This window comes from Rhizobium sp. LARHSG275 (genome assembly GCF_052871115.1).
In genome coordinates this window covers 191,904-218,249 of the sequence record NZ_JBIXJN010000007.1, presented here as the reverse complement: position 1 = coordinate 218,249, position 26,346 = coordinate 191,904, and the positions used below count along the sequence as shown (strand labels likewise).

The 26,346-nt window shown below is 62.2% G+C and carries 29 protein-coding genes; 8 read left to right on the top strand and 21 right to left on the bottom strand.

All coding sequences use genetic code 11. The features are described 5' to 3' along the window. Positions 1 to 36 precede the first annotated feature (36 nt). From ACIPSK_RS11480 to ACIPSK_RS11420, 13 genes are all read right to left on the bottom strand, one after another. Positions 37 to 1,029: a dihydroxyacetone kinase subunit DhaK gene (locus ACIPSK_RS11480; protein ID WP_162117329.1), complete on the bottom strand. Its 993-nt coding sequence runs from the start codon at positions 1,027 to 1,029 to the stop codon at positions 37 to 39. Between the two features lie 51 nt (positions 1,030 to 1,080). Beyond that, complete coding sequence (locus ACIPSK_RS11475) at positions 1,081 to 1,488, bottom strand: hypothetical protein (RefSeq protein WP_010001912.1); 408 nt, start codon at positions 1,486 to 1,488, stop codon at positions 1,081 to 1,083. A gap of 1 nt (position 1,489) precedes the next feature. Continuing rightward, the gene (locus ACIPSK_RS11470) at positions 1,490 to 3,067 is read right to left on the bottom strand and encodes a putative PEP-binding protein (RefSeq protein WP_017964738.1); all 1,578 of its coding nucleotides are present in this window, start codon (positions 3,065 to 3,067) and stop codon (positions 1,490 to 1,492) included. Then, entirely contained in the window at positions 3,051 to 3,407 is a 357-nt protein-coding gene (locus tag ACIPSK_RS11465; RefSeq protein WP_017964737.1) for an HPr family phosphocarrier protein, read from the bottom strand. Before ACIPSK_RS11465 ends, ACIPSK_RS11470 begins: the two co-directional genes overlap by 17 nt. Continuing rightward, complete coding sequence (dhaM, locus tag ACIPSK_RS11460) at positions 3,407 to 3,805, bottom strand: dihydroxyacetone kinase phosphoryl donor subunit DhaM (RefSeq protein WP_017964736.1); 399 nt, start codon at positions 3,803 to 3,805, stop codon at positions 3,407 to 3,409. Before dhaM ends, ACIPSK_RS11465 begins: the two co-directional genes overlap by 1 nt. Then, positions 3,802 to 4,422, bottom strand: a complete 621-nt coding sequence (dhaL, locus tag ACIPSK_RS11455) for a dihydroxyacetone kinase subunit DhaL (protein ID WP_162117328.1) — start codon at positions 4,420 to 4,422, stop codon at positions 3,802 to 3,804. The genes dhaM and dhaL overlap by 4 nt, the downstream gene beginning before the upstream one ends. Positions 4,423 to 4,468: 46 nt before the next feature. Continuing rightward, entirely contained in the window at positions 4,469 to 6,112 is a 1,644-nt protein-coding gene (locus tag ACIPSK_RS11450; protein ID WP_162117327.1) for a dihydroxyacetone kinase subunit DhaK, read from the bottom strand. Positions 6,113 to 6,165: 53 nt separating this feature from the next. Further along, positions 6,166 to 7,173: an ABC transporter ATP-binding protein gene (locus tag ACIPSK_RS11445; protein WP_162117326.1), complete on the bottom strand. Its 1,008-nt coding sequence runs from the start codon at positions 7,171 to 7,173 to the stop codon at positions 6,166 to 6,168. After that, the gene (locus ACIPSK_RS11440) at positions 7,166 to 8,263 is read right to left on the bottom strand and encodes an ABC transporter ATP-binding protein (protein ID WP_162117325.1); all 1,098 of its coding nucleotides are present in this window, start codon (positions 8,261 to 8,263) and stop codon (positions 7,166 to 7,168) included. Before ACIPSK_RS11440 ends, ACIPSK_RS11445 begins: the two co-directional genes overlap by 8 nt. Positions 8,264 to 8,266: 3 nt before the next feature. Next, entirely contained in the window at positions 8,267 to 8,479 is a 213-nt protein-coding gene (locus ACIPSK_RS11435; RefSeq protein WP_162117324.1) for a hypothetical protein, read from the bottom strand. Continuing rightward, the gene (locus ACIPSK_RS11430; protein WP_162117323.1) at positions 8,476 to 9,429 is read right to left on the bottom strand and encodes a carbohydrate ABC transporter permease; all 954 of its coding nucleotides are present in this window, start codon (positions 9,427 to 9,429) and stop codon (positions 8,476 to 8,478) included. Before ACIPSK_RS11430 ends, ACIPSK_RS11435 begins: the two co-directional genes overlap by 4 nt. Beyond that, complete coding sequence (locus ACIPSK_RS11425) at positions 9,426 to 10,394, bottom strand: carbohydrate ABC transporter permease (protein WP_017964729.1); 969 nt, start codon at positions 10,392 to 10,394, stop codon at positions 9,426 to 9,428. Before ACIPSK_RS11425 ends, ACIPSK_RS11430 begins: the two co-directional genes overlap by 4 nt. A gap of 123 nt (positions 10,395 to 10,517) precedes the next feature. Then, positions 10,518 to 11,843: an ABC transporter substrate-binding protein gene (locus ACIPSK_RS11420; RefSeq protein ID WP_162117321.1), complete on the bottom strand. Its 1,326-nt coding sequence runs from the start codon at positions 11,841 to 11,843 to the stop codon at positions 10,518 to 10,520. A 570-nt stretch (positions 11,844 to 12,413) separates the two neighbouring features. Here ACIPSK_RS11420 and ACIPSK_RS11415 point away from each other — a divergent pair. From ACIPSK_RS11415 to ACIPSK_RS11395, 5 genes are all read left to right on the top strand, one after another. Then, the gene (locus ACIPSK_RS11415) at positions 12,414 to 13,859 is read left to right on the top strand and encodes an MFS transporter (protein WP_162117320.1); all 1,446 of its coding nucleotides are present in this window, start codon (positions 12,414 to 12,416) and stop codon (positions 13,857 to 13,859) included. A 278-nt stretch (positions 13,860 to 14,137) separates the two neighbouring features. Further along, positions 14,138 to 15,202, top strand: a complete 1,065-nt coding sequence (locus ACIPSK_RS11410; protein WP_017964726.1) for a sensor histidine kinase — start codon at positions 14,138 to 14,140, stop codon at positions 15,200 to 15,202. Positions 15,203 to 15,405: 203 nt separating this feature from the next. Continuing rightward, a complete protein-coding gene (locus tag ACIPSK_RS11405; protein ID WP_017964725.1) occupies positions 15,406 to 15,957 on the top strand; it encodes a DUF924 family protein in 552 nt (183 codons plus the stop codon). Between the two features lie 92 nt (positions 15,958 to 16,049). Further along, a complete protein-coding gene (locus ACIPSK_RS11400; RefSeq protein ID WP_446532928.1) occupies positions 16,050 to 18,584 on the top strand; it encodes a mechanosensitive ion channel domain-containing protein in 2,535 nt (844 codons plus the stop codon). A 112-nt stretch (positions 18,585 to 18,696) separates the two neighbouring features. After that, on the top strand, positions 18,697 to 18,963 hold the full coding sequence (locus ACIPSK_RS11395) for a hypothetical protein (protein ID WP_162117318.1): 267 nt from the start codon (positions 18,697 to 18,699) through the stop codon (positions 18,961 to 18,963). A 21-nt stretch (positions 18,964 to 18,984) separates the two neighbouring features. Here ACIPSK_RS11395 and arsK read toward each other — a convergent pair whose 3' ends face one another. The 7 genes from arsK to ACIPSK_RS11360 are packed head-to-tail and all read right to left on the bottom strand — an operon-like array spanning position 18,985 to position 23,375. Beyond that, positions 18,985 to 20,223: an arsenite efflux MFS transporter ArsK gene (gene arsK, locus ACIPSK_RS11390; RefSeq protein WP_162117317.1), complete on the bottom strand. Its 1,239-nt coding sequence runs from the start codon at positions 20,221 to 20,223 to the stop codon at positions 18,985 to 18,987. Then, positions 20,220 to 20,927 carry an arsenical resistance protein ArsH gene (gene arsH / locus ACIPSK_RS11385; protein ID WP_162117316.1) on the bottom strand — a complete coding sequence of 236 codons (708 nt, stop codon included), beginning with the start codon at positions 20,925 to 20,927 and terminating at the stop codon, positions 20,220 to 20,222. Before arsH ends, arsK begins: the two co-directional genes overlap by 4 nt. Further along, on the bottom strand, positions 20,920 to 21,348 hold the full coding sequence (arsC, locus tag ACIPSK_RS11380) for an arsenate reductase (glutaredoxin) (RefSeq protein ID WP_162117315.1): 429 nt from the start codon (positions 21,346 to 21,348) through the stop codon (positions 20,920 to 20,922). Before arsC ends, arsH begins: the two co-directional genes overlap by 8 nt. After that, positions 21,345 to 22,052: an aquaporin gene (locus tag ACIPSK_RS11375; RefSeq protein ID WP_162117314.1), complete on the bottom strand. Its 708-nt coding sequence runs from the start codon at positions 22,050 to 22,052 to the stop codon at positions 21,345 to 21,347. The genes arsC and ACIPSK_RS11375 overlap by 4 nt, the downstream gene beginning before the upstream one ends. Then, complete coding sequence (gene arsN2 / locus ACIPSK_RS11370; protein WP_162117313.1) at positions 22,049 to 22,492, bottom strand: arsenic resistance N-acetyltransferase ArsN2; 444 nt, start codon at positions 22,490 to 22,492, stop codon at positions 22,049 to 22,051. The genes ACIPSK_RS11375 and arsN2 overlap by 4 nt, the downstream gene beginning before the upstream one ends. Then, positions 22,492 to 23,022, bottom strand: a complete 531-nt coding sequence (locus ACIPSK_RS11365) for an arsenate reductase ArsC (protein ID WP_162117312.1) — start codon at positions 23,020 to 23,022, stop codon at positions 22,492 to 22,494. The genes arsN2 and ACIPSK_RS11365 overlap by 1 nt, the downstream gene beginning before the upstream one ends. Next, positions 23,019 to 23,375: an ArsR/SmtB family transcription factor gene (locus ACIPSK_RS11360; protein ID WP_003540616.1), complete on the bottom strand. Its 357-nt coding sequence runs from the start codon at positions 23,373 to 23,375 to the stop codon at positions 23,019 to 23,021. The genes ACIPSK_RS11365 and ACIPSK_RS11360 overlap by 4 nt, the downstream gene beginning before the upstream one ends. 42 nt (positions 23,376 to 23,417) lie before the next feature. Between ACIPSK_RS11360 and ACIPSK_RS11355 the strand changes: the two genes are divergently transcribed. After that, the gene (locus ACIPSK_RS11355; protein WP_162117311.1) at positions 23,418 to 23,942 is read left to right on the top strand and encodes a DUF6428 family protein; all 525 of its coding nucleotides are present in this window, start codon (positions 23,418 to 23,420) and stop codon (positions 23,940 to 23,942) included. A gap of 102 nt (positions 23,943 to 24,044) precedes the next feature. Here the strand turns inward: ACIPSK_RS11355 and ACIPSK_RS11350 are convergent, their stop codons facing one another. Continuing rightward, on the bottom strand, positions 24,045 to 25,028 hold the full coding sequence (locus tag ACIPSK_RS11350; RefSeq protein WP_162117310.1) for a squalene cyclase: 984 nt from the start codon (positions 25,026 to 25,028) through the stop codon (positions 24,045 to 24,047). A gap of 87 nt (positions 25,029 to 25,115) precedes the next feature. Between ACIPSK_RS11350 and ACIPSK_RS11345 the strand changes: the two genes are divergently transcribed. Then, a complete protein-coding gene (locus tag ACIPSK_RS11345; RefSeq protein WP_162117309.1) occupies positions 25,116 to 25,256 on the top strand; it encodes a hypothetical protein in 141 nt (46 codons plus the stop codon). A 145-nt stretch (positions 25,257 to 25,401) separates the two neighbouring features. Continuing rightward, complete coding sequence (locus ACIPSK_RS11340) at positions 25,402 to 26,232, top strand: response regulator (protein ID WP_032985103.1); 831 nt, start codon at positions 25,402 to 25,404, stop codon at positions 26,230 to 26,232. The last annotated feature ends 114 nt before the right edge of the window (positions 26,233 to 26,346 follow it).

The following is a 26,346-nucleotide window of genomic DNA, read 5'->3' as shown; positions in this document are numbered from 1 at the left end:
GGCAGAGGCAGAGTCTTGCGCCGCCCGGCTTACTGGTCATGGCCAACGCAGCGCCGCCGTCGCCACCGGCGCGTCCCAGAGTGCGATCTCCTCGTCGGTCAACAAAGCAAGGGTGACGGACAGTCCCTGCATATCGAGCGAAGTGACATAGGTTCCCACAAGCGAGCGCTCGATCGGGATGCCTCGTTCCTCGATGAAGCGGCGGGCGCCGGCATAGGCGAGGTAGAGTTCGGCCGGCGGCGTGCCGCCGAGGCCGTTGACGAAGAGCAGTGCTTTCGCGCCCGGCGTCACTGCGATGTCGCCGGCGATGGTCTCGCAGAGATGGCCGATGATCGCGTCGGCGGCGGCGAAGAGCTGCCTGGCATGGCCGGGTTCCCCATGGATGCCGACGCCCATTTCCATCTCGCCGGGCCCCAGCGAAAATGTCGTGCGCTCGGTCTGCGGCACCGTCACGCCGTTCAGCGCGACACCCATCGAGCGGATGCGTGTGTTCAATCCCTCGCCAAGCTGCTTCAATTCGGCCAGCGACATGCCGCGTTCGGCCGCAGCACCCAGGAGTTTTTCGACGATCAGCGTTCCGGCAACACCGCGCCGGCCATTACCTTCGCCGGACCTTGATGTCTCGATATCGTCGCTGACGACGACCATGTCGAGGTTGTGGCGGTCGCCGGCCATCTCGATCGCCATTTCGAAATTCATCAGATCGCCGTCATAGTTCTTGACGACGAGCAGGCAGCCGGCGCCGGTATCGGCCTCTTCGATCGCGGCGATGATCTGGCTCGGTGTCGGAGAGGTGAAGATATGGCCGACGCAGGCGGCATCCAGCATGCCTTGGCCGACGAAGCCGATATGCATCGGCTCATGGCCGGCACCGCCGCCTGATATAAGCGCCACCTTGCCAGCGGTGAGATGGCGGCGGCGGATGCATCTGCGCTCAGGCCCGAACACCACCAAGGCCTCATGGGCACGCACGAAGCCTTCGATGCTTTCGGCGACCATGGTTTCCGCAGTGTTCATGAACTTCTTCATCAAGCCCCTCCCAAGGCCAAAAGTATTACGCGACGTCAACCTGCGCACTCGTCATTCAGCACCCGATATCGCGACGATCTTCTGCACCAGATCGGAGATCGCCTCTTCCAATAGGCGGTTTTTCCTGTCGTCGCCGAAGTCGGGCACCATTAGCGAAAGGTGCCGCAATTTCTCGGAATGGCCGAGGTCCGGCAGCTTGCCGGGATGGGCGGCCTGATAGGCTTCGAGGAAACGTTCCTCCTCAGTGGCACTGAAATGGCAGACCCGGACGATGGTCGCGAGATGGCGCGCCGGCAGCGGTGTCGCATAGGTCGGGCTGGTGATCTGGGTGACGAAGCTGCGATGTTTTCCAAGCGCCGTCGCCAGGCGCTGGCGCGTGCCGGATGGCCTGTTGTCGATAATCTGCGCCAGAATGGACTTGTAGGCGATAATGGCGTCTTCGGTGTCTTCGCGCGCCATTCTACTCTCCGGCTGCCCTTGTGCCATCGGCGTTGAGCCCGATGATCGCCGATCTTATCGCGGGACGCCGGGCCGGCGCCACGGAAAAATGCCGGAGGCCGGCGGCGAGCAGCCCGGGCAGATGGTGCGGATTGCCGGCCATGTCGCCGCAGATGCTGAGTGGCTTGCCGGAAGTCAGCTTCACCGCCTGGGTAAGCAGCCGGAGCACGGCGGGTGCGGCCTTGCCGGTATCGGCATCGATATCGTCGCGAGAGGAGGCGGCGAGATACTGGGTAAGATCATTGGTGCCGAACGAAAAGAATGCTGCTGACCCGAAAGTATCGAGCATCAACGCTGCGGCCGGCACCTCCACCATCATGCCGATCGGCGGCATCCGGTGGAGCAGGGATCGGCGGCCGAGCTTTTCGGCTTCCTCGCGGAACAATTCGCGCATCCTGTCGATCTCGTCGGGAAAGGTCACCATCGGCAGCATCACCGAAAGCTTGCCGAAGATGGCGGCGCGCAGCAGGGCGCGGGCCTGCACGCGGGCGATTTCCGGCCGGGCAAGCAGCAGTCGGATGCCGCGCAGGCCAGAGGCCGAGAGACTAGGCAGGTCTTCGAACCCGGCGAGCGGCTTGTCGCCCCCGATATCCAGCATTCTTATGGTCACCGGCCTGTCGCCCGCCTGTTCCAGCACGCGGCGATAGATCGCCAGCTGCCGTTCCTCATTGGCGGCCTCGGCGATCGAGGCGACTGAAAATTCAGAGCGCATCAGGCCGACGCCTGCCGTCGCCGGATCGAGCGCGTCGATCTCTGCGGGGTCGTTGATGTTGATGGAGAGCAGGATCGGCACGCCGTCCGCCGTGCGCAGTTCGCCGTATTCGGTTTGCGCGTCGGCGGCAGAAGTTCGTGCGGGCATCGGCGATGGGATCAGTATGCCGCCGGCCTTGAGGACGACCGCGCCGGCATCGCCATCCACTCTGACCGGATCTCCGTCCGCTGCCGAAAAGCGGCCGGTGCCGATCACCATCGGTACCGATTTGGCCCGGGCGAGCAGGGCGACATGGCCGGCGGTGCTGCCTGAAAACAGCGCGATGCCGCCGCCTTTCGACCAGTCATGGGCGAGAAAGCGGCTCGGCTCCATATCCTTACCAACGAAGATCGAACCGGGCGGAAAATCGGCGATCGGGGTGCCGGCGAGCGCCCCAAGCACACGGTTCTTGATGTCGAGAATATCGACGGCGCGTGCCCGCATCTGCTCTTCGTCGGCCGCTTCGAGTTCGCCGATATAGGCGTCGAGGGTGGCGACCCAGGCAAAGACGACGTTCTCGTCGGCTTCCATGCGCGCGCCGGTCGCTTCCGCGATGGTCGGATCGCGCAGCACCTCGATCTGGAAATCGATGATATCCCGGCTTTCGGCATCGGCTCCGTCGGCAAGGCGCTCGAGTTCGCCGATCGAGATGTCGATTGCCTTCTCGAGCGCGCCGTATCCGCCGGCCGTGCTGGGCGCGGGGGCGTCCGGCCGCTCGGCCAGAAAGGCCGGGCCGGATGCGATGCCCGGGGATGCACTCTTTGCTGTCAGCCTAAGCGGTGCGGCCATGTTTCTTTTCCTCATCGAAGTTGCGCTCGATGAGTTCCTTCAGCGCGCGGATCGCCTCTTCGGCGAGAATGCCGTCGGCGCGGATCCGGAGAATCGATCCTTTTCGGATTTTCGCGCCCATGATCTTGATGATGCTCTTGCCGTTCAGCCAGACGTCGCTGCCGTTGACGGCGATCTCGATCGAACAGGGGAAGGACTTGGCAAGCCGCGTGAAGGTAACGGAGGGGCGGGCATGCAGCCCCACGCCGTGCTTGACTTCTATCTCCGTCTGGCAATTCACCTTGAATGGCTCGGGCAATGGCTCGGGCTCCTGTTTTTCACTACGCAATCCGCTGGTCATCAGGGGGACAGTTCCTCGGCTGTGGCGACGACCTTGGCCAGCGACGCGCCCCCCGACGCCTCGGCGGCGGCGATGACGGCGCCTTCGACCAGCGGCGCGTTGCAGATGGAGACGAGGGCCGCGCGGGGAAAGCCCAGCATTTCGATCGCCATCTCGCTGTTGGTTTCGGCGCCGCCGAGATCGACGAAGACGGCGACGCCGGCATCGGACCAAGCGGCTTCGATTGCCCTCAGGATGCCGCCGGCATCGGTGCCGAGTTCACCATGGACATTGCCGCCCGACCAGGCGAGCGGCACGCTGTCGCCCACCATTTGCCGCACCATATCGGCGATCCCCTGTGCCACCAGCGGCGAGTGGGAGACGATCACGATGCCCACATTTGCGGTCTTTCCATTCATTGCGGACGATGCTCCCCGAGATAGCGGCAGATCGCCGTGGTCAGCAGCGCGCAGCTCGACGCGCCGGGATCGACATGACCGATCGAGCGGTCGCCGAGATAGGCGGCGCGCCCGCGCATCGCCTTCATGTCAGCGGTGCGGTTGGCGGAACGCTCGGCCCTGCGGGCGATTGCGCCGAGCGGCGAGCGGCTGGCGAGTGCCGCATGCACGGGATAGAGCACGTCGAGCAGGGTTTTGTCGCCGGCATGCGACCGACCGCGTCTTGCGACGGCATCGATCGCCTGTTTCAGCACCTGCGAGAAATCGGCCTTCTCGTCGTTTTTGCGAAGCTCGCGGCCGATCTCCATCAGCAGCGTGCCGTAGAGCGGCCCGGCCGCACCGCCGACATTCATTACTAGGGTCAGGCCGATCTTTTCCATGGCGTCGGGCAAGGGCAGGCCGGACAGGGTTTCGCCTTCGGCGCTCACCGCCTCGCAGCCGCGCCGCATATTGGTTCCGTGATCGCCATCGCCGATGGCGCGATCGAGCGCACAGAGGTGATCGCTGTTTGCCGCGATCGTCGCGCGGCATACCTCGATCAACCCTGCCACAAGCACCGGTTCCGCCTGCACTGTCATCCTCCCTGTCGCCGCGCCCCCCGCAGGCTCTCAAACTTTACTCCGGTCAGGCGAGGCTTGCCACCACGCCGAACGCGCCGGCAACCGCGACGGCGCCGGGATCTGCAACGCCCGCCAGATCCCTTTCGCCGACATAGGAGGCGCGTCCGGCTCTCGCCTTCATCATCGTCTTCGTCGACTCGGCACCGGCTGCCGCTGCCTTTGCCGCTGCGACGACATCGCCGGATGCAAGCGCCTGCAGGGCAGGTGACAGCGCGTCGACCATCGTCCGGTCGCCGACCGCGGCTCCGCCATAGAACGTCATCCTGTCGAGCCCGGCAAGAAGAGCGGCTGATATATCGGCCTTGTCAGCCATCGCCTTTGCTGCGGCGGTGAAGAAGATCGACAGCAGCACGCCGCTCGATCCGCCCATGCTGGTGCCGAGGATATCGCCGAGCGAGGCAAGCGTTGCCGCCGGCCGGTCGAGTGGCAGCGTGTCGAGGCGGGCCAGCACGCTGCGGGCGCCCGTCGCCACCGTCGAGCCGGTATCGCCATCGCCGACGCGGCCGTCCAGCCAGTTGAGTTCGCTTTCCTGCAAGATCAGATGCTCGCAGAGCGCCGTGATCAGGCGCCGGTTGCGATCATTTTCTCCGGCCGTGCCGTTGGCGCTGTCCAGTCCGCCTGATGTTTTCGGTGCGGCGATGACCTCGATCTCGTGGCGTTCGACGGCCGGCGTCCAGGCATGCGGCTCGACCGCTGCCGTCAGCGCGGCCTCGCGCACGGCGTCCAGCTGGATCAGCGACAGCGAGAAGCCGTTCATGTTGAGCGCGGTCATCATCGGCGAAGGCCCGATGATCAGCCGGATGCGATCGGCAAGTGCGGAGGACAGAACGGCCTTGGCAATGATGGTCATTTCGAGCGGCGGCACTGCGCCGAGATTGTTGATGAGGAGCGCATAATTTGCCCCTTTGTGCAGCGCAGGCGACAGGCGTGCCACCATGGTGGAGACGATATCGACGACCGGCTGCAGCGTGATGCGTTCGACGCCGGGCTCGCCATGGATGCCGAGGCCGAGTTCGCCTTCGTTTTCGCCCAGGCGATCCTCATGTGCCTGGCCGGGCACGCTGCAGGTGGAGAGCGACATGCCGAGCGAGACGATGTCACCGGCGGCTGCCGCGGCATGGCTTGCCACCGTCTTCAGGTCCTCTCCCTTTTCGGCGTGATAGCCCGATATCTTGTGAACGAACAGCGTGCCGGCGACGCCGCGCGGCTGGTTGATGCCGGGAATGGCGATATCGTCGGCGACGATGACCATCTCGACGTCGAAGCCCTCGGCGCGCGCTTTTTCGGCGGCAAGGCCGAAATTCAGCCGGTCGCCGGTGTAGTTCTTGACGATCAGCAGGGCGCCCTTTTCGCCGGTCACGGCGCGGATCGCCGTCAGCACGGCATCGACGCTCGGCGAGGCGAAGATTTCGCCGGATACGGCAGCCGTCAGCATGCCCTTCCCGACGAAGCCGGCATGGGAGGGCTCATGGCCGGCGCCGCCGCCTGAGATGATCGCCACCTTCGACTTGTCCCAGTCCGCACGCAGGATCACCTTGATGTCGGGAAAGCTGTCGAGGCGGGCAAGACGACCCTTGCTGCTCGTCAGAAGCAGACCGTCCAAGGCTTCGGTGACGATGCTTTCCCTGCGGTTGAAGAAGTGTTTCATCGATTGAGACCCGTCTGTTTGTTTTTCATGCCATCATCAAGTCTGTTTGCCGGTCAGGACAGGCGCTGTCCAGCCGCATCGAAATAAAGCGGATCGCGCAGCGTCAGGCTGATCCGGTCGCCCGGCGCGATCGCCAGATATGGATCTGCAAGTGTGACGAGCTTGTGATTGCCGACTCTGATGTGCAGATGGTTCTGGTCACCGAGATGCTCGATCCAGTCGATCTCGGCATTGGCGTCCTTGCCGACAATGATATCGAGATGCTCCGTGCGGGCGCCCACGGTCTTCGTGCCGGGCGGCGGCCCGCCGCCCGGCAAGAGGTCCGCCGGCAGAAGATTGATGTGCGGCTGGCCGAGACGGGCCGCGACATGCAGGTTGGCCGGATTGCCGTAGATCTCGCGCGGCGTTCCCACCTGCATCAGCCGTCCCTCGGCAACGATGCCGATGCGGTCGGCCATGGTCATGGCTTCAACCTGGTCGTGAGTGACATAGAGCAGCGTCGAGCCGAGTTCCTTCTGGATGCGTTTCAGCTCCAGGCGCAGTTCGGCGCGCAGCTTGGCGTCGAGCGAGGAGAGCGGCTCGTCCATCAGGTAGATCGCCGGCTTGCGCACCAACGCCCGGCCGATCGCGACACGCTGCATCTCGCCGCCGGAAAGCCTGGTTGAGCGGTTTTCCAGCTTGTGGTCGATCCGGACCATGCGCGCCACTTCGCGCACGCGCCGGTCGATCTCCTGCGCACTCAGCTTGCGGACCGGCGCCTTCAGCGGGAAGGCGAGATTTTCGTAAACCGTCATGTGCGGATAGAGCGAATATTGCTGGAACACGAAGGCGACGTCGCGCTCGGCGGGTGCCTCAGTGGCGACATTGCGGCCGCCGATCTCGATGCGGCCGCTATCGGGCTTTTCGAGGCCGGCGATCAACCGCAGCGTCGTGGTCTTGCCAGCGCCTGTCGGACCGAGCAGCACGACGAACTCGCCGTCGCGGATCGAAAGATCGAGGTCGGCCAAAGCCTGGGTGTCGCCGAAGCGCTTGGCGAGGTTCCTGAGGACGACATCAGCCATGCCGGGTCTCCTGATAAAGCTGGGATGGGACCGCGCGGCCCGAGGTGCAGTCGAAGAGCGCGAGTTTCGCCGGGTTGAATTCGAGGCCGACCCTTTCGCCAATCTGGAAGCTGCGATTGGCGGGAACGCGGGCCTTGATCATGCCGCCCGGGGTTTCCACAGCCACGACCTGATTGGTGCCGAGATATTCGCTGCCATAGACGGCGCCGCGTAGCGCCGAGGCGTCGCTGAAGCGGATATGCTCCGGCCGCACGCCGAGCGCCAGCTGGCTTTGGGCCATGTCCTGGTGGATCTCGGGAACGGCGACATCGACGCCGTCGAGCAGGATGGAGCGGTCGCCGCTTTTCAGACCGGAGGTGAAGCGCATGAAGTTCATCGGTGGCGAGCCGATAAAATCGGCGACATACATGGTCGCAGGTTTGGCATAAATCTCCTGCGGCGTGCCGAACTGCTCGATGACACCATGGTTCATGACGGCGATCTTGTCGGCCATCGCCATCGCCTCATGCTGGTCATGGGTGACGTAGACGGTGGTCGCGTGGATGCGGTTGTGCAATTCGCGCAGCTCGTGAACCATGATCTCGCGGAATTCGGCGTCGAGCGTGCCGAGCGGCTCGTCCATCAGGAAGCATTTCGGGCGCCGGACGATGGCGCGGCCGAGCGCCACGCGCTGCCGGTCGCCGCCGGCAAGACCGGAGACCGAGCGGTTGAGAATATGGTCGATCTGCAGCAGACGCGCGGTCTCCTCGACACGCTGACGGATTTCGGGCTTGGGCATGCCCTGCGACAGCAGCGGGAAGCCGATATTCCTACGCACGTTCATATGCGGGTAGAGCGCGAAGAGCTGAAAGACGAAGGCGATGTCGCGGGCGCTGGCGCGGTTGAAAGTGACGTCCTCGCCGTCGAGATAGATCTTGCCGCTCGACGGCAGCTCGAGGCCGGCGATCATGCGAAGCGTCGTCGTCTTGCCGCAGCCGGAAGGCCCGAGCAGCGCCAGGAACTCGCCGTCATGGACGGTGAAGCTCGAATCCTGAACGGCGACGAAGCTGCCGAATTCCTTGCGGAGATTTTCGATCCGGATGTCCGCCATGGTTTACTCCGGGAATTTCGAGACGATGATGAACATGACGGTGCCTGCGAGCAGTGTCACCAGCGAATAGGTGTAGAGCACCAGCAGGAAGGGCTGGAACAGCATCAGGAAGCCGAGTCCGATCAGCACGGTGGCAATAGTCTCCATCGGGCCGCGTCGCAGAAAGAACGGCCGTTTCGGGCGAGCAGGAGTGCGTGTTTCGATCAGGTGGGTCATTTGCGGACGGCTCCGAAGGTGATGCCGCGCAGCAGCTGCTTGCGCAATAGAATGGTGAAGACCAGGATCGGGATCAGGAAAATTGTCGTGCCGGCGGCGACGGCCGGCCAGTCCTGCCCGCCTTCGCCGATGATCGTCGGGATGAAGGGCGGCGCGGTCTGGGCCTCGCCTGAGGTCAGAAGGGCGGCGAAGGCATATTCGTTCCAGGCGAAGATCAGGCAGAAGATCGCGGTGGCGGCGATGCCGGTCGTTGCCTGCGGCAGCACGACCTTGCGGAAGGCCTGCAGCCTTGTATAGCCGTCGATCATTGCCGCTTCCTCGTATTCGCGCGGGATTTCGTCGATGAAGCCCTTGAGCAGCCAGACGGCGAGCGAGACATTGACGGCGGTGTAGAGCAGGATCATGCCAAAGGCCGTGTCCGACAGGCCTAGTTCGCGATACATCAGGTAGATCGGGATGGCGACGGCGATCGGCGGCATCATCCGCGTCGACAGGATGAAGAATAGCAAGTCGTCGGCGAGCGGTATCTTGAAGCGGGAAAAACCATAGGCGGCGAGCGTGCCGAGGAAGACCGCGAGGAAGGTGGAGCCGAAGGCGATCACCAGCGAATTGACGAAGCGCGGCAGGAAGTTCGACGGGCCGGCGATCACCATGTTGCGCTTGCGCGTCACTTCATCGCAGGTGCCGACTGGCGCCGGCAGCGAGGCGATATAATCAGGCGCCTGGCGCGTGCGCGTGGTGAACAGGTTGCAATAGCCCTCGAGCGACGGCGTGAAGACGATCTTCGGGGGATAGCTGATCGAATCCGGCGGCGACTTGATGCTGGTCAGGAAGATCCAGACGAGCGGGATGAGGGTGATCAGCGCATAGAGGACGACGATGGTGCCGGCGATGCGCTTGCTGGACAGGCTTGGTTCGACGACCGAATGGGCTGAGTTGGCGGCGCTCATCGTTGCTTCACCTTGTTCAATGCCTTGACGTAGATGTTGGCGAGGCCGAACACCGCGACGAAGAGGATGATGGCGAAGGCCGAGGCCCGGCCGGTCGCCCAGCTTTCGAAGGCGGCGCGTTTCAGCGTGATCGAGGCGACCTCGGTAATCGAGCCCGGCCCGCCGCCGGTGAGCAGCGTCACCATGTCGAACATCTTGAAATTCTCGATGCCGCGGAAAAGCACGGCAAGCATGATGAAAGGCAGGGCCATCGGCACGGTGATCGACCAGAACTGCCGCCAGGGCGAGGCACGGTCGACCTCGGCCGCCTCATAGATATAATCGGGGATCGAGCGCAGGCCAGCGAGGCAGATCAGCATCACATAAGGCGTCCACATCCAGGTATCGACGATGATGATCGCCCAGGGCGCCAGCGTAACGTTGCCGAGCATCTGGATATCCGATGTCGGAATGCCTGTGACCAGCGACACGGCATAGGCGAAGAGGCCGATCTGCGGCTCGTAGAGAAAGCGCCAGAAATTGCCGACGACGGCGGGCGACAGCATCATCGGGATCAGGATGATCGTCGTCCAGAAGGCGTGGCCGCGAAACTTGCGGTCGATCAGATAGGCGAGCGTAAAGCCGATCACCGTCTGCAGTACAATCGTCCAGAAGACGAAATGCGCGGTGGTCTGCATCGCCTGCCAGATATCGGGATCGTTGAGAACGCGCTGGTAGTTTCCGAAGCCGACGCCTACGACCGGCGCATTCGGCCGATTGGCGCGGTAATTAGTGAAGGAGAGATAGACCGCCCAAAGCAGCGGGAAGATGTTGATCGCGAGCAGCAGGGTGATGGCAGGGGCAATGAATAGCCAGGCGATCGCCCTGTCGGAAAGGCCGCGGACGCGCCGGGCGACCGACGAAGGCGTTGCCCTCGCGGTTGCATCGGCCGCCTTCTCGACGATGGAGGAATGGGAAATGGTCAAGTCTTCACCTGGTCTTTTTGGGGTACGGGGTCTTTTGGGGTATGAGAGATCTGGCGGCCCGGCTCGTCTGCCGATCCGGGCCGCCATCCTGTCGAGGATGGCGCGCATCAGGGATGCCACGCGTCAGATCTTGCCGTCGTCCTTGAAGACGTCGCTCCAGTCTTTCACCAGACCGTCGAGCGCTTCCTTGGCGGTGCCGTTGCCGGCGACCACGTAGTTGTGAACGCGCTTCTGCATGGCCTGCAGCAGCGAGGCGTAGCTCGGCTCTGCCCAGAAGTCCTTGACGATCGCCATCGAGTCCAGGAAGGCCTGGGCATAGGGCTGGCTCTTGGCAAAGCCTGGCGCGTTGACGACGGAATTCAAGCAGGAAAAGCCGCCGAGTTCCCACCATTTGGCCTGCACGTCCGGCTGTGCGAACCACTTGATGTATTGCAGGGCGGCATCGCGCTTGTCGGAGTAGGAGACCACCGAGATGCCTTGGCCGCCAAGCTGGGCGAAGTGGGCCTTTTCAGCCGGATTGGGGAAGAAGCCGATCTTCTTGCCGCCGACCTTCTCGTCCTTGTAGAGGCCGGGCCAGGTGAAGGCGAAGTTCATCTGCATGGCGACCTGGCCGGATTTGAAGGCGTCTGCGGATTCGACCATGTAGACGTTGGAGCTGCCGGGCGGGGTGCAGCAATCATAGAGCGACTTGTAGAATTCGAGGCCCTTCACAGCATCGGCCGAGTTGACGAAACCTTCCATGTCATAGGGCTTCTTCGGGTTCTCGTACTGGAAGCCCCAATCGTAGAGCACGTTGGTCACGCCCATGGTGATGCCTTCGGAGCCGCGCTCGGTATAGATCGAGGCGCCGTAGACGGTCTTGCCGTCGATCTGACGCTTCTGGAAGAATTCGGCGACCTGCTTCAGCTCGTCGTAGGTCTTCGGCGCTGCGAGATCGTGGCCGTATTTCTCCTTGAATTCTTTCTGCAGTTCCGGCTTCTCGAACCAGTCCTTGCGGTAGGTCCAGCCGACGACGTCGCCCATGGCGGGCAGCGCCCAGTAGTTCGGGGTGTTTTTCGGCCATTCCGAGTAGCCGACGACCGTCGCCGGCACGAAGTCATCCATCTTGATGCCTTCCTTGTCGAAGAAGTCGTTGAGCTTGACGTAGTGGCCATTCTCGGCCGAGCCGCCGATCCACTGGCTGTCGCCGATGATGAGATCGCAGAGCTTGCCGTGGGAATTCAGCTCGTTGAGGAAGCGATCGGCATAATTCGTCCAGGGAACGAATTCGAACTTCATCTGCGTGCCGGTCTTGGCGGTGAAATCCTTCGACAGCTCGACGAGCGCATTGGCGGGGTCCCATGCGGCCCAGCACAGCGTCAGTTCATCGGCTTTGGCGAGATTGGGCAATGCCGACGACATGACGAATGCCGTGGCCAGCCCGAAAAGGGCTTTCGATGTTTTCTGCATAAGTTCCTCCCAGAACCAAGGGCCGGCTCCCCGCCGGCGTCGCATGTTCACCCACTTCAGAGAATGCTCACATGAACTCCTCAATCATCATGTTTAGCAATATGTTTAGTGATATCTATTTTTATAAACATTGCAAGTGCCAATCGTTGCTGCAATGCGACACGTGTCGCGCCACATGGGCAGGTAGTTTTGGGGCCGATCTTTTTCGGCATGATTGCGAAAAATTCTTTGACGAGCGTACCGATGCAGCGACATCTGGCCTCGCTGCGACATCGATCGCACGGTATGGACTGCACGCCGCTCCTGTTTTTCCCCGGAGCGGTTCAAGCTTGGCCTCGCTTCGGTGGGGCCTTTTTCTTGTATCCTGTCTTGGGTCGATAGCGGTCAGCTATCCAGCCGCATCGGGAATATTCCTGCGCAGTGCGAGATTTAGCCTTTCCGGCCGGATGCAACGGGCGTATTCAGCCAGTGCGCGGCTTTCCATGTCCGCGCTCCCCCGCGCGGCAGATCTCCGATCGGCTTCCTTCCTGTTTCCCTGCCGCGTCATCCGGAATTTTTATTGGCAGATCGATGACCACGGCAGAGACGAGCGAGAATGGGCAAGAGGCCGCGAGCGGCCGCCAGGCGAAGATCGTGGCGCTGGTTGTTGCCGTTTCCTTCTTCATGCAGATCCTCGACGGCACGATCGTCACCACCTCGCTGCCGCAGATGGCGGCAAGCTTTAACGTGCAGCCGGTGTCGATGAGCATCGGCATCACCGTCTACATGCTGACGATGGCCGCCTTCATTCCACTGTCCGGCTGGCTCGGCGATCGGTTCGGCGCGCGCCGCATCTTTCTGATGTCGATCGCCGTCTTCACCGGCGCCTCGCTGTTTTGCGGGCTGTCCGGCAGCCTTGCGGAATTCGTGCTGTGGCGCGCCATCCAGGGCGCAGGCAGTGCACTGATGACGCCGGTCGGGCGCATCATCGTGCTCAAGAACGCCCGCAAGTCGGAACTCGTCCAGGCGATCGCGCTGATCACCTGGCCGGCACTGACGGCGCCGGTGCTCGGCCCGGTGCTCGGCGGCTTCATCACCACCTATGCCAGCTGGCACTGGAACTTCCTGATCAACATCCCGATCGGCATTGTCGGCATGGCGCTGGTGCTGCGCTTCGTGCCGGAGCAGCGCGAGACCAATCCCGGCCGGCTGGATCTCGTGGGCTTTGTGCTGAGCGCTGCGGGGCTGACCTTCCTGCTCGCCGCCCTCGAACTCTCGGTCAAATGGGACGGCGGGCTTTTGCCCGTGATATCAATGCTGGCGGCGGGCATCGTGCTGTCGGTCATGGCGACGCGGCATTTCCTCGCCGTCGACAATCCGCTGCTCGACCTTTCGGCCTTCCGCATCCAGACCTTCTCGATGTCGACATTGTCGGCGGGCACGGCCTGCCGGATGGCGATCAATGCGACGCCGTTTTTGCTGCCTCTGCTCTTCCAACTCGGCTTCGGCCTGAGCTCGATTGCCGCCGGCACCTATCTGCTCGTCTATTTCCTCGGCAATTTCAGCATGAAGGCGGTGACGACGCCGCTGCTGCGCTTCTACGGCTTTCGTACCGTGCTTGGGGTCAACGGGCTGATCGCCGCGCTTTCGATCGTCTCCTGCGGTTTCCTGTCGCCGACGACGCCGCCGTTTTTCATCCATGCGCTGCTTTTTCTCGCCGGTCTCTCACGGTCGATGGAATTCACCGCGCTGAACACACTCGCCTTCGCCGATATCGGCCCCGCGCAGCGAAGCTCGGCCTCGACGCTGTCGAGCATGCTGCAGCAGGTATCGATGCTGCTCGGCGTGGCAGTGGCGGCGGCCGTGCTCAACATCGCCTCTGCTCTCAGGGGCGCCGGCAATCCCGTCCTTGCCGATTTCCGCTGGGCTTTCATCGTAGTCGGCGTGATCGGCGTCGTCTCATCGCTGCGCTTCCTGCATTTGCCGGCGGAGGCTGGAGCCGAAGTATCGGGTCATCGGAAATTCCAGAAAAATTAGCTTATCCACGGAACCAAACGGGTCGCTTGGCGTTGATGCATCTCATTTCAGGTTTTCGTTTTCCCATCTCCTTCAACGGCTTCCATAGGGATGCTCGCCAGCCCAGGGTCATGTTCTGAAAATGCCGGATTCCCGACATCCTCCTTCCGCGCCGCCTGCGACAAGAGCGAGGGACAACCGCTGTTTACCCCAGGCGGCCAATGCAATACGACATTGCTATGCGGACGACTCGGACGCTTGCGGGCGGTCGTCGCTGCGAGAGAACGCCGGGAGACGGAATGAACAATTCTAGCGGCGATGCGGATGCCCTGATCCACATCCTCTATATCGACGACGACGAGGGGCTTGCTCTACTGATGCAGAAAAACCTCCGTCGGCGCGGCTTTTCGGTCGAGTGGGCCGAGAGCGGCGCTGCAGGCCTTGCGAGACTGGGCGAAGGCGGTATCGACGCCGTCGTGCTTGATCATGTCCTGGCTGGCGAGACCGGCCTCGATATCTTGCCCAGCATCGCGGCGATGCCGGATCACCCGCCGGTCATCTATGCGACGGGTTCGGACGATATCAGCATCGCGGTCGCGGCGCTGAAGGCCGGCGCCGACGATTACATGCTCAAAGGGATCTCGGCCGACTATTTCGACCTGCTGGCCGCCGCCCTCGAACAGGCGCTGGAGCGGACGCGTTTTCGCCGCGAGACGGCGCAGGCGCAGGAGATGATCCGACAGCAGCGCGACCTTGCCGAAATGCTGCTCGCCGAAGTCAATCACCGTATCGCCAATAGCCTTGGCCTCGTCGGCGCGCTGATCCGCATGCAATCCTCGATGACCACCGACCAAGTGGCGATCGACGCGCTGCACGAAACCCAGATGCGCATCAACGCCATCGCCAGCGTGCACCGCCGGCTCTATACCAACCGCCAGGTCGGCTCGGTGCAGGTCGACGAATATCTGGACAGCCTGCTCACCGAACTCGAAACCTCGATGCGCGACGACAAGCGGCCGCACCGCATCGTACTTACCGCGCAGCCGGTCAATCTGGCGACCGACAAGGTGATTACGCTCGGGCTGATCGTGAGCGAGCTCGTCACCAATGCCTTCAAATATGCCTATCCGGAGAGCGTGCCGGGCGAGATCCGCGTCATGGTCGACCAGACAGATGGCGCATTACGCGTCATCGTCGAGGATGACGGCGCGGGTTTCGACCCGTCGAGCCCGGCGAAAGGAACGGGCCTCGGCACACGCATTCTGACGGCAATGGCCGCCAGCCTGAAATCGGATTTCGCCTATGACCCCGGCCACGACGGAACCAAGGCGACGCTGGTGTTTTCGTTGGATGAGGGGAAGTAGGGGATTTTCCCCGTCCGGCGCTGAGTTTGCAGCCCCCTCATCCGCCTGCCGGCACCTTCTCCCCGCTGGGTAGAAGGGGGAACGAGGCGCTGCCGCAAGTCTCTTCTCCCCTCGGGGAGAAGGTGGCGGCAGCCGGATGAGGGGGCCTCACGCCACGCCGTTTACCCTATATTTACAACAGCTTGCAGACGGGGAGAGAAAGCATGACGACTATCCGTACGCCACGCGAAGTCTATGATTTCTGGTTCGTCAGATGCGGCCGGGAGCTGTGGTTCCGCGCGACGCCGGACCTCGACGCGGAGATCAGCACGGTCTTTCGCGATACCCATCTGGCCCTTGCAGCGGATGTTGGCGCCGAATGGCGGGCGGATGCGGAGAGCCGGCTGGCGGCTGTGATCGTGCTCGACCAGTTTCCCCGCAATATCTATCGCGGCACGGCGCTTGCCGTTGCAACCGACGGGTTGGCGCTTCGCGAAGCCAAACTCGCACTGGCATCCGGCGCCGATCTGTTGGTAGAAGCCGCGTGCCGCACCTTTTTCTACATGCCTTTCGAACATGCCGAAGACCTTGGCGAACAGGAGCGATCGGTAGCGTTGTTCGCCGCGCTTGGCGATGAAGAATATCTCGATTATGCGATCCGCCACCGCGACGTGATCGCTGCCTTTGGCCGCTTTCCGCACCGCAATGCCATGCTCGGGCGGGAGTCGACGGCGAGGGAACGCGACTATCTCTCCAAGCCCGGCGCCGGTTTCTAAGTCTTTCCAGGGAGCTTCCGCCTTTCTGTCGCCTTTCTTTACTAAGACAAGCTGGCATTCTATTCCGATGACAACCTTTCCCGGAGGCGCTTTTGCGGCTGAGACCGATCCTGCTTCGCACCATTCTTCTGCTGATGCTGGCGGTTGCCGGCGCGCATTTCAACGGTGCTGCGGCTTTCGCGCAGGAGCCGCAGGCACCGGCGTCCGCGCAGGCGCCGCTTGCAGATAGCCCGCTCGACCAGGCGACAAAGGAGATCGACAAGGCGAAGGTCCAACTGACGGCGCTTCAGGACGGCGTCAAGCAGAATGCCGACAATGACGACGCCCTCGTCGGGCTTGCGACCAAGGCCGATGAACTCAGCCGCGCCGTTATCACCATATCGGTCAATCTCAGGCCGCGTTTCGACCAGATCAAGAATCGGCTTGCCGAGATCGGCGATCCGCCGAAGGACGGGCAGCCGCCGGAAGCCGAGATCGTCACCCAGGAGCGCAACGCGCTCGCCGCCGAACGCGCGCAGATCAACGCGCTGACGGGCGATGCCGAAAACCTGTCGATCACGGTGACGAAGCTCGTCAACGAGATCACCGAGATGCGGCGGCGGCTGTTTGCCGATACGCTGCTCAGGCGGACCGAGATTTCGGTCTCGGTGCTCGACGATGCCGCCAGCGCCTTCGTGCACGAGGCCAGAGAATTCTCGCAGGCCCTGTCCAGTTGGGCCACCTTCGTCTGGAAATTCAAGCGTTTCCCGATGTTTGCCGCGATCTTCCTGTCGCTTGCCGCGGCCCTGATCCTTCTCTCCGGCAGCTACCGGCTATTCGGCTCCGACCTGCAGCGCGACGAGGCTGTCGAGAACCCCTCCTATATCGGCCGGCTGTCGATCGCCTTCTGGTCGACGTTGATCCGCACGCTGGCGCTCTCGGTGCTGCTCGTCACCTCGTTCTTCTTCCTCAACGGTTTCAATGTGCTCAGGCCCGACATCGCACCTGTCATCGGCGCGCTCTTCGGGGCGATCGGGCTCGTCTATTTCGTCGGCCGCTTCGTCAATGCCATCTTCGCACCGCACGAACCGCGCTGGCGCCTCGTTCGGCTTTCCAATCTCGGCGCGCGCTCGATCGGCTACTGCTTGCTGGCAATGGCGATCGTCAACGCGCTCGATTATCTGTTCGGCACGATCGGCGAGGCGATGGGCTCGCCGCTGGTGCTGACCGTGGTCAGAAGCCTGATCGCCGCGCTGATCATCGGCCTGATCCTGATCGCGGTCTCGTTCGGAAAACCGATGCTGGCGAAGAACGGCGATCCCGATGCGCCGGGAAGGCATTGGCCGCGCGGCATGGCGATCATCCTGCGGATCGTCGGCACCGGCCTCATCCTCACCGCGCTCACCGGTTATGTCGGGCTCGCGCGCTTCGTCGCCACGCAGCTCATCATTACCGGCGCGGTGGTCGTCACCATGTATGTCGGCCTGCTTTCCGGCAAGGCGATATCAAGGCAGGAAAGCTTCGGCGACACCTTCTTCGCAAGCTTCCTGACGCGCCGTTTCAAGCTCGGGCCGGTGGCGATCGACCAGGCCGGCCTGCTTGTCGGTCTTGCCATCTATGCGGTGGCGCTTCTCGTCGGCATCCCGCTGATCCTGCTGATGTGGGGCTTCCATGTGCAGGACCTGCAGATTCTTGCCTACAGGTTGTTCACCGAGGTCAGGCTCGGCGGCATCAGCATCTCGCTGCTCGGCATCTGCACGGGAATCCTCTTGTTTGCCGGTGTCTATCTGCTGACGCGCTGGCTGCAGCGCTGGCTCGACGGCAATGTCATGGCCAGAAGCCATGTCGATCTCGGCGTGCGCAATTCGGTGAAGACGGGCATCGGCTATCTCGGCGTCGGCATCGCGGCGATCATCGGCGTTTCGGCGGCCGGCATCGATCTGTCGAGCTTCGCGCTCGTCGCCTCCGCACTTTCGGTCGGTATCGGTTTCGGCCTGCAGAACATCGTCTCCAACTTCGTCTCCGGCCTGATCCTGCTCGTCGAACGGCCGTTCAAGGTCGGCGACCATGTCGTTTCCGGCACGGCTGAAGGCATCGTCAAACGCATTTCGGTGCGCGCCACGGAGATCGAGACTTTCCGCAAGCAGTCGATCATCGTGCCGAATTCGGAGCTGATCAACGGCTTGGTCGGTAACTGGACGCACCGCAACAAGATCGGCCGCTCGGAAATTCCCGTTTCCGTCAGCTACGACGCGGATCCGCAGAAGGTGATGGATATCTTGCTGGAACTGACCGCCAAGATACCGCTCGTCATGCGCAATCCCGAGCCGCATGTCGAATTCCTGCGCTTTGGCCCCTATTCGCTGGATTTCGAACTGCGCTTCTTCCTCGCCGACATGGGCGACGGCATGACGGTGCGCAACAATCTGAGGATCGAGATCCTCCAGCGCTTCAGGGCCGAGGGCATCGAGATCCCGCTGCCGCGGAGCGATCTCACTATCCATCGGGACGCTCCTCCCGTCCTTCCCGTTGCAGGCAGGGATCAACCCAACGAGCAGGAAAAATCGGGGGATGTGCTCATGGAGGAGGAAGAGCGGCCGGTGCGGCAATTGCGCAGCAAGACGGCGGACGGCAATCTGAAAGGCTGAACGGGTCATTCAGCCATCATTCACAGCTATCTGTGCATGATCTCCACTATCGGGATCGCTGCCGGGGGCAGCACCGATCGTTCGAGGGGAGGGCGCGCCAGCGCCACCGCACATGATGGCAAGATTTGCCGCCGTTCTGCTTGTCCCGCTGCTTGCCGCACCCGCGGCTCAAGCGGCTTCCATCACCAACACCGATCCAGCCGCCGTCGTGCTCGTCATCACCGAGAGCGGCCAGCGCGTCGAGGTCGTGGTCGATGCCGGCGCTTCGGAAAACCTCTGTGCTTCCGGCTGTTTCATGACGACGCCCGACGGCGACCGCATCGGGCTCGACGGCGGCGAGACGATCGACATCGTCAAGGGCTCCGCCGTCGTCAAGTAGCGCGTGTCGTAATTAATGCGCTCAAGCTTCTCCGGGATTGGGAACAGTTTCCGGCCGGGCAACAACCGGGCGCGTCAGCCGCATGATGGCGAAGAATGCGGCAACGGCGACGGCGCTGAGCAATGCAGCGATCGACAGTGACCACGATGCGCCTAGATTGCCCATCAGGAAGGCAAGCGCGAACGGCGCCATCGAGGAGACGACGAGACGCACAGACATGATTTGTCCTTGCCGCCGGCCGTAGCCATCGCTTCCGAAGAGCGCGAGCGGCAAGGTTCCGTAGACGATGCTGTTAAGACCCGAGCCGAGGCCGAAGGCGACGGCGAAGACCAGCGCACCGGGCACCGAGGGTGCGGTGGCGATGAGGATGACAAGGGCTGTCGGCAGCAGGATGGCGCAGATGATCGCGAGCATCACCTGCGACAAGCTCTCGCCAAAGAACATGTTGATGAGGCGGCTCAGCACCTGTGACGGGCCGAAGAGCGTTCCGACCACCACTGCCATGGCGCCGAGGCCGAGGGCCGACATCACAGGCACCATGTGAACCAGAAGTGCCGAGTTCACGAAGCTTTCCAAAGCAAAGCCCGTCACCATCAGGATAAAGGCCGGCCTGCGCACCGACGGTGGAAGGCTCGGCTCGACGCGTTTTGCAGCCTCCTCTCCGGTCCGTCTCCTGGTTTGCCTGACGCCACGGGAGAGCCAAGCATGAATGGGAAGGCAGACAACGAGATTGAGCGCGGCGAAGATCAGATAGACGTTCTGCCATGAGAGATGCGCATGCAGCGCCGTGGTGATTGGCCAGAATATGGTTGAGGCAAAGCCGGCGATCAGGGTCAGATACGTGATGCTGCGCTGGGCGACCTGCGGCCTGATCTGCACCAGCAGGGCAAAGGCTGCGCCATATTGCACCAGGTTCGAGGCGATCTCGATGCCGATCAATGCCACGACGAAAGCGATTTTTCCCGGCGCGAAGGCGCAGGCGACGAGGGCGGCGGCGGCAATCGCCGAGCCCGACGTCATGATCCTGCCTGCGCCGAAGCGATCGATCCACGTGCCCATGAGAGGTGCGGCCAGACCGCCGATCAGAAGGGCCACAGAGAGCGCGCCGAAGATCCATTCCGATGACCAGCCCAGATCGTGGGCCATGTCGGGGGCGAGGATGCTGAAGCTGTAATAAAGCGATCCATATCCGATGATCTGCGTCAGCCCGAGCGCGGCTATGGCCGCTACCGGCGGTCGTTCGGTGCTGACGATTGTCATAGGGATCTGAGGCTCACGCGCTGTTCGAGCTTTTCGACTTCTTCCTTCCGCTCGCTGTAGCGGTCGGTCAGATAGTTCGAGGCATCACGGGTCAGCAGCGTGAACTTCACCAATTCCTCGCAGACGTCGACGACGCGGTCGTAATAGGACGAGGGTTTCATACGGCCGTCCGCGTCGAATTCTTGGAAAGCTTTGGCAACCGAGGACTGATTGGGAATTGCGATCATCCGCATCCATCGGCCAAGGATGCGGAGCTGGCTTACCGCATTGAAGGACTGGGAGCCGCCGGAGACCTGCATCACCGCCAGCGTCTTGCCTTGCGTCGGCCTGATCGAACCGACCGACAGTGGAATCCAGTCGATCTGCGCTTTCATGATGCCGGTCATCGCGCCATGACGTTCGGGGCTGACCCACACTTGGCCTTCAGACCATGCCGACCATTCGCGCAGCTCCTGAACTTTTGGGTGGCTCGCCGGCGCCGCATCAGGCAGCGGCAGATCTTCCGGGTTGAAAATGCGCACTTCGCAGCCGAAATATTCGAGCAGCCGCGCGGCCTCCTGTGCGAGGAATCGGCTGTAGGACACTGCTCGCAACGAGCCGTAAAGGATCAGGATGCGCGGCTTGTGCGTCGAGAACGCCGGCCTGAGCGCATTCATATCCGGTTGATGCAGATGCATCGGCGATACGGCAGGCAGATCAGACAATGCGTTTGCCTCCGGCGTCGAGCACCTTCTCGCCGTCTTCCTTGGTGAAGGCGCCCTGATGCGTTTCTGGCAGGATTTCGAGGACAAGTTCCGACGGCCGCGACAGGCGCGTGCCGAGAGAGGTGACGACGAAAGGCCGGTTGATCAGGATCGGATCTTTCAGCATCGCGTCGAGCAATTGCTCGTCGGTAAGATCAGGGTTGTCGAGGCCGAGCTCCGCATAGGGCGTGCCCTTTTCGCGGATCGCCTCGCGAACGCTCAAACCTGCATCCGCAATCACCTTGATTAGCTGCTCGCGCGACGGCGGGTTTTTCAGATATTCGATAACGTTGGGCTCAATGCCGGCGTTCTGGATCATCGCAAGCGTGTTGCGCGAGGTGCCGCATTCGGGGTTGTGATAGATCGTAACATCTATGGTCATGAGGCGGATTCCGTCTTGGTGAGGGTCTTGGGATTGCGGGCTTCCATCAGCAGCCATCCCGCAAGCATCAGCGCCAGCAAGGCGCCGAGGACTTCAGCGGCGATAAAGCCCGGTAGATCGATCGGGCGGATGCCGGAAAACGTGTGCGTCAGCGATCGAGCAATCGCGACGGCGGGATTGGCAAAGGACGTGGAAGCGGTGAACCAATAGGCGGCGGTGATATAAAGGCCGACCAGCCATGCCACGGCATCGGCGCGAAAGCGCACACCGGCTAAGATGACGAAGACGAGGCCGAAGGTTGCCGTCACTTCTGAGAGCCATTGCGCGCCGCCGGTGCGCACGGTTTCAGAGACCTGCAGCACGGGAAGGGCGAACATCACATGAGCGAGCGTCGTTCCGGCAATGCCGCCGACGATCTGCGCGGCGATATAGGCGGGAACGCACCAGGCAGGCAGTTCGCGCCGGAGCGCAAACACCAGCGATACGACCGGATTGAAATGAGCCCCGGAAATCGGGCCTAAGATCGTGATCAGGACGACGAGGATTGCCCCCGTTGCCAGCGTATTGCCGAGCAGCGCAAGCGCCGTATCGTCCGTCAGGCTATCCGCCATGATGCCCGAGCCGACGACGGTTGCTACGAGCAGCAGCGTGCCGAGCGCTTCGGCGAACAGTCGTCGAGACAGGGGGAACACCGGCGCGCTCATGCCGGCAGGCTCCGGACCATCAGGGCGGCCGATGCCGGGCAGAGGCTTGCGGCCTGCCGCGTCGTCAGGATCTCGGCCGGCGCTTCATCGCGGCCGATCGGACGAAAGCCGAGCGATTTAAAGAAGGGGGCGGCTGTTTCCGTCAACAGATAGGCGGCGGTTGCGCCTTTCCTTTGGGCCTCATCGAGCAGGCCAAGGGTGATCGCATGGCCGAAGCCAAAGCCTTGCTGATCGGACAGCACGACAATGGAACGCAGGAGCACAGTCTCGCCATAGAGTTCCAGCCCGCCGAAGCCGACCGTCTCGCCGCCACGTGAAAATCGATAGAAGCTTCGGCCGGCGTCTGTGAGGTCATCGACCGGAAGCCTGGCGCCTGCGAGCGCGCCGCGAAGTCTGTCGTCGTGCCCTTCCAAGGCCTGCTGGTTCAAATCGAAATCCATCAGCTCGCCTTGGGCTGTTTAGTGCTGGCGCCTTCCATCGTGCCGATCTGGCGCAGGTGCGATTCCAGGGCGAGCTTGTCGATCGAGGAAAGAGGCAGGCTCAAAAAGGCGCTGATCCGGTTCTTGAGGAATCGGGCGGCCTGTGCGAAAGCGCGGCCTTTGTCGACTTCGCTGCCGTCGACGGCCGCGGGGTCCTCGACGCCCCAATGGGCGGTCATCGGATGACCGATCCAGACGGGACAAGCCTCGCCGGCAGCGCTGTCGCAAACCGTAAAGATGAAGTCCATCTCCGGAGCGCCCGGCTCGGCGAACTCGTCCCAGCTCTTTGAGCGGAAACCGACTGTTGGGTAGCCCTGCGCCGCAAGCTCCTTCAGCGCATAGGGATTGACTTCACCCTTTGGCTGGCTGCCGGCCGAATAAGCCTTGAATCGACCCTTGCCTTCGGTCTCCAGGATGGATTCCGCCAAGATCGAGCGGGCAGAATTGCCCGTGCAGAGAAAGAGCACATTGTAAACGCGATCAGGGGTCATTGCAGTTTCTCCTTCATTTTAGGGGTGCAGCAGGCCGCGACCTCCGCGGCAGGGGCGCAGATTTCCGGATGCCCGGAACAGCAATCTTCCATCAGAAAGCGAACCAAGCCGCCAAGTGCCTCGTAGTTCGCGGTATAAATGATCGACCGGGATTCACGCTGTTGCGCAATCAACCCCGACCGTTCCAGCTCTTTCAAATGGAAGGAGATATTAGAGGGCGAGACCTCCGCCTTCTCAGCGATTGCGCCTGCCGCCATGCCGTCGGGTCCCGAAACCACGAGCATGCGGACGATGTGAAGGCGGGTTTCCTGCGAGAGCGCGCCGAATGCGATGAGGGCTTGACGTTGATCCATATTTCAATAATCCTTGAATCATTGAAACAAGGATTAGCGCAAATGAACGTCATCGACAACAGCAAAATTCAAGAGAACGACATCGATCTCGGCCTGCTGCTCAGTGTGCTTACCGGCGCCAAGGATTCTCCGCTGATTTTCTATTATGACGGCAAGGCGGTGAAGCCTGGCTATCATGTCACCGAGGTCAAGGCGGGCCAATTCTCAGGCCTGGATTGCGGCGCCAATCCAGAAGCGTGGGCGGAAATCTTCATCCAGCTCTGGGATATCGAGGAAGGCGACCGCACGCATATGCCGGCCGGCAAGTTCCATGCAATCATCCGCAAGGTTTCCGATCACGTGCAACTGGATGGTTCGGCGAAGCTGACCTTCGAAGTCAGCGACGGCGTGCGGCCAATGCAGCTTTATTGCGCGGCGACGCCGGTTCTTCGCGCCGGCGCTGTCCATGTTTCGCTTTCGCCGCGGCCGGCAAGCTGCAAGCCGCGCGATCGCTGGCTGGCAGAGGAAAACAGCAAGGCAGCGGCCTGCTGTCGGCCGCAATCGGCAGCGAGCGGCTGCTGCGCGTAAGGACACATAAGATCGCGCGGCAGGGCAGGGTGGCAGCAAGATCGGATTTGACTGACCACCAGTCAGTCATGGGTGCATTTCCTGCGCGTGCTGGGTCTGCCATCAGGCATTGATTGAGGGCTGGGCATCCCACCATCTGAGCACCCGCATCGCCCGGAGCGTCACCCACCGCGAGGGCTTGCCTTGCCCGTCATCGACCTCGAACCACACCCGGCCTGCAGGGCTGTCGTCGAGCGGCCAGGTGCCGTCCTGCAAGCGTCTGGAACGAAGGTGGTCAATTGCGTCGCCGAGGCGCGGATCGGGGTGGGTACCGGTCAGGATTGCGCTGGAGCGGAAATAATCGAGCGCGCGCAAAATGTCATAGCGCCAGCGGTTCGGATGCAGGAGGCGCAGGAAGCGTTCGTCGGCCGGCTCGCCGGTGCCGAGGCGGCGGAAGAGGTTGCGGGCCAGCAGAAACTCCTCGCCCGTCCTGCGCGCCTCTCGAGACCGATGCGTGCCGCCGGTCGCTCCCTCGTATTCCAGCAAGCCTTCCAGCACATTGATGGTGCTGGCGAAAGACGAGCGGACAGAGCCATTGATCCGCTCGCAGTTCCAGCCGCCGTCGTCGAGACGCTCGCCGGCCAGCCTTTCGACGATGGGCGAGACGTCGATCCCGAAATAGGCGCCGTCGGCGACGGTGCGGCCGTTGATGCACTCTTCGACTTCGCCTTCCCAATAGGGTTGGCTGCCTTCTTCCCAACGGGCGTTGGCGCCGATCAATTTGACAGTGCGCCTGGCGCAGCCGCAGGCGGGATCGAGACCGAACTCCCGCAATTGCGACAGCGAGAACGTCGTGGCCGTCCACGGCTGGCCATGCTCCTTCCACTCCCGAGGGTCGAAACCGGCGGGCAGGAAAGCGCCGCCTGCCCATTGCCCGTCCTCGTCCTGACAGGAGAGCAGCCTGGCCCCCCAGCCCTCGGTCTCGACTTTGGCCCGCTCGGCCATCCACTCCCGCTTCGTGGCGTCGAGCAGGTCGCGCATCACCTGCCACCGGATCGACGGGTCGGAGTCGAGAAGCCATGCGATCACCGGGTCGGATTGGATCATGAGGCGAACCTGTCGGCGGGTCGGGGTGAATGGTTTGTTTATAATCGCTTCTGCCAAGCGGTGCCAGCCGAAGGGGCGCGCGGGAAGTTGTCTAAATCCGACGTGGTCGCGGCGGGACGACGCAAGGAAGCAACGAAGCTGAAGATCAAAATCCTCGCATCGACCTACAATGCGACGTTTGTCGGCGAGAGCCAGTTCGATGCCGAGAACGCGGCACTTCGCGCCTGACTTCTTAATCATATCCGCAAAGAAATCGGAGGCGACCCCATCGGCCCGCCTCTTCATTTATATCCAGGCGCGCCGATTAATAATTATTCAAATCAATTGATGTATCAGCTTGATCCGGGGACAGATTTTACATCAAAGGTTTACTATGGCGTTTCTAGGTATTTCGGGGATGCAATATTCCGGGGAAATGTTTGCCGGTGCGCGTATTCTTGTCGCGGAAGATTCCAACGTATTCACATCGATGATCAGCAAACGCCTCAAGGAGCTGTTCGACATCGATGTCGAGATTTGCCGCAGCTTCGAGGATCTGCAGGTTTCCTACGACAAGTCTTCCGATCCGATCACGCTGGCGATCTCGAACATCAACCTGCCCGGCGCCGAAAACGGCGAAGCGCTCGAATATCTGGTCGATCTCTCCATCCCGACCATAGTCTTCACCGGCACCTTCCATGAAAAGATGCGCGACAAGCTGATGGCCAAGGATATCGTCGATTATATCCTCAAAGACAATATCTTCGCCGTCGACCTGCTGGCGGAATCGATCTGCCGCTTCCTCACCAATCATCGCCACCACGTGCTGATCGTCGACGATAGTGCGACTGCGCGCGCCCTGCTGTCGAGCCGGCTGAAGCGCTATAATTTCCGTGTCAGCGTCGCCGAAAGCGGCGGCAAGGCGCTGGAAATCCTGAAGGGCAATCGCGATATCGGCCTTGTCATCACCGACTACAATATGCCCGACATCGACGGCTTCGAGCTGACGCGGCGCATCCGCGCCAATATCGGCTCGCACGAGCTGCGCATCATCGGCGTTTCCTCCTCTTCGAACCGGCTGCTTTCGGCACGATTCCTGAAGGCCGGCGGCAATGATTTCATGCTGCGTCCCTTCATCGACGAGGAGTTCTACTGCCGCGTCAACCAGAACCTCGATACGCTGCTGCAGATTCAATCGATGCGCAAGGAACGGGCGGTTGCCTGACGGCTCTTCCAGTATCGGTATTGCCAGGGGGCCGGATATCACGCTCGGGGACAGTCGCAGAATTTCTGCAATTACAGGTAATGTCGCCGCTATTTATCCCCTTCACGCGCACAC

What these genes read in the sequence shown, in the direction of transcription:
- ACIPSK_RS11420 (WP_162117321.1), bottom strand. Translation starts at nt 11,843, where the DNA reads ATGCAGAAAACATCGAAAGCCCTTTTCGGGCTGGCCACGGCATTCGTC.
- ACIPSK_RS11395 (WP_162117318.1), top strand. Translation starts at nt 18,697, where the DNA reads ATGATGGCAAGATTTGCCGCCGTTCTGCTTGTCCCGCTGCTTGCCGCA.
- ACIPSK_RS11435 (WP_162117324.1), bottom strand. Translation starts at nt 8,479, where the DNA reads ATGACCCACCTGATCGAAACACGCACTCCTGCTCGCCCGAAACGGCCG.
- ACIPSK_RS11465 (WP_017964737.1), bottom strand. Translation starts at nt 3,407, where the DNA reads ATGACCAGCGGATTGCGTAGTGAAAAACAGGAGCCCGAGCCATTGCCC.
- ACIPSK_RS11450 (WP_162117327.1), bottom strand. Translation starts at nt 6,112, where the DNA reads ATGAAACACTTCTTCAACCGCAGGGAAAGCATCGTCACCGAAGCCTTG.
- ACIPSK_RS11480 (WP_162117329.1), bottom strand. Translation starts at nt 1,029, where the DNA reads ATGAAGAAGTTCATGAACACTGCGGAAACCATGGTCGCCGAAAGCATC.
- ACIPSK_RS11440 (WP_162117325.1), bottom strand. Translation starts at nt 8,263, where the DNA reads ATGGCGGACATCCGGATCGAAAATCTCCGCAAGGAATTCGGCAGCTTC.
- ACIPSK_RS11475 (WP_010001912.1), bottom strand. Translation starts at nt 1,488, where the DNA reads ATGGCGCGCGAAGACACCGAAGACGCCATTATCGCCTACAAGTCCATT.
- ACIPSK_RS11365 (WP_162117312.1), bottom strand. Translation starts at nt 23,022, where the DNA reads ATGACCCCTGATCGCGTTTACAATGTGCTCTTTCTCTGCACGGGCAAT.
- ACIPSK_RS11430 (WP_162117323.1), bottom strand. Translation starts at nt 9,429, where the DNA reads ATGAGCGCCGCCAACTCAGCCCATTCGGTCGTCGAACCAAGCCTGTCC.
- dhaL (WP_162117328.1), bottom strand. Translation starts at nt 4,422, where the DNA reads ATGACAGTGCAGGCGGAACCGGTGCTTGTGGCAGGGTTGATCGAGGTA.
- dhaM (WP_017964736.1), bottom strand. Translation starts at nt 3,805, where the DNA reads ATGAATGGAAAGACCGCAAATGTGGGCATCGTGATCGTCTCCCACTCG.
- ACIPSK_RS11405 (WP_017964725.1), top strand. Translation starts at nt 15,406, where the DNA reads ATGACGACTATCCGTACGCCACGCGAAGTCTATGATTTCTGGTTCGTC.
- ACIPSK_RS11470 (WP_017964738.1), bottom strand. Translation starts at nt 3,067, where the DNA reads ATGGCCGCACCGCTTAGGCTGACAGCAAAGAGTGCATCCCCGGGCATC.
- ACIPSK_RS11350 (WP_162117310.1), bottom strand. Translation starts at nt 25,028, where the DNA reads ATGATCCAATCCGACCCGGTGATCGCATGGCTTCTCGACTCCGACCCG.
- arsK (WP_162117317.1), bottom strand. Translation starts at nt 20,223, where the DNA reads ATGACAATCGTCAGCACCGAACGACCGCCGGTAGCGGCCATAGCCGCG.
- ACIPSK_RS11375 (WP_162117314.1), bottom strand. Translation starts at nt 22,052, where the DNA reads ATGAGCGCGCCGGTGTTCCCCCTGTCTCGACGACTGTTCGCCGAAGCG.
- ACIPSK_RS11410 (WP_017964726.1), top strand. Translation starts at nt 14,138, where the DNA reads ATGAACAATTCTAGCGGCGATGCGGATGCCCTGATCCACATCCTCTAT.
- ACIPSK_RS11445 (WP_162117326.1), bottom strand. Translation starts at nt 7,173, where the DNA reads ATGGCTGATGTCGTCCTCAGGAACCTCGCCAAGCGCTTCGGCGACACC.
- ACIPSK_RS11340 (WP_032985103.1), top strand. Translation starts at nt 25,402, where the DNA reads ATGGCGTTTCTAGGTATTTCGGGGATGCAATATTCCGGGGAAATGTTT.
- ACIPSK_RS11360 (WP_003540616.1), bottom strand. Translation starts at nt 23,375, where the DNA reads ATGGATCAACGTCAAGCCCTCATCGCATTCGGCGCGCTCTCGCAGGAA.
- arsC (WP_162117315.1), bottom strand. Translation starts at nt 21,348, where the DNA reads ATGACCATAGATGTTACGATCTATCACAACCCCGAATGCGGCACCTCG.
- ACIPSK_RS11415 (WP_162117320.1), top strand. Translation starts at nt 12,414, where the DNA reads ATGACCACGGCAGAGACGAGCGAGAATGGGCAAGAGGCCGCGAGCGGC.
- arsN2 (WP_162117313.1), bottom strand. Translation starts at nt 22,492, where the DNA reads ATGGATTTCGATTTGAACCAGCAGGCCTTGGAAGGGCACGACGACAGA.
- ACIPSK_RS11355 (WP_162117311.1), top strand. Translation starts at nt 23,418, where the DNA reads ATGAACGTCATCGACAACAGCAAAATTCAAGAGAACGACATCGATCTC.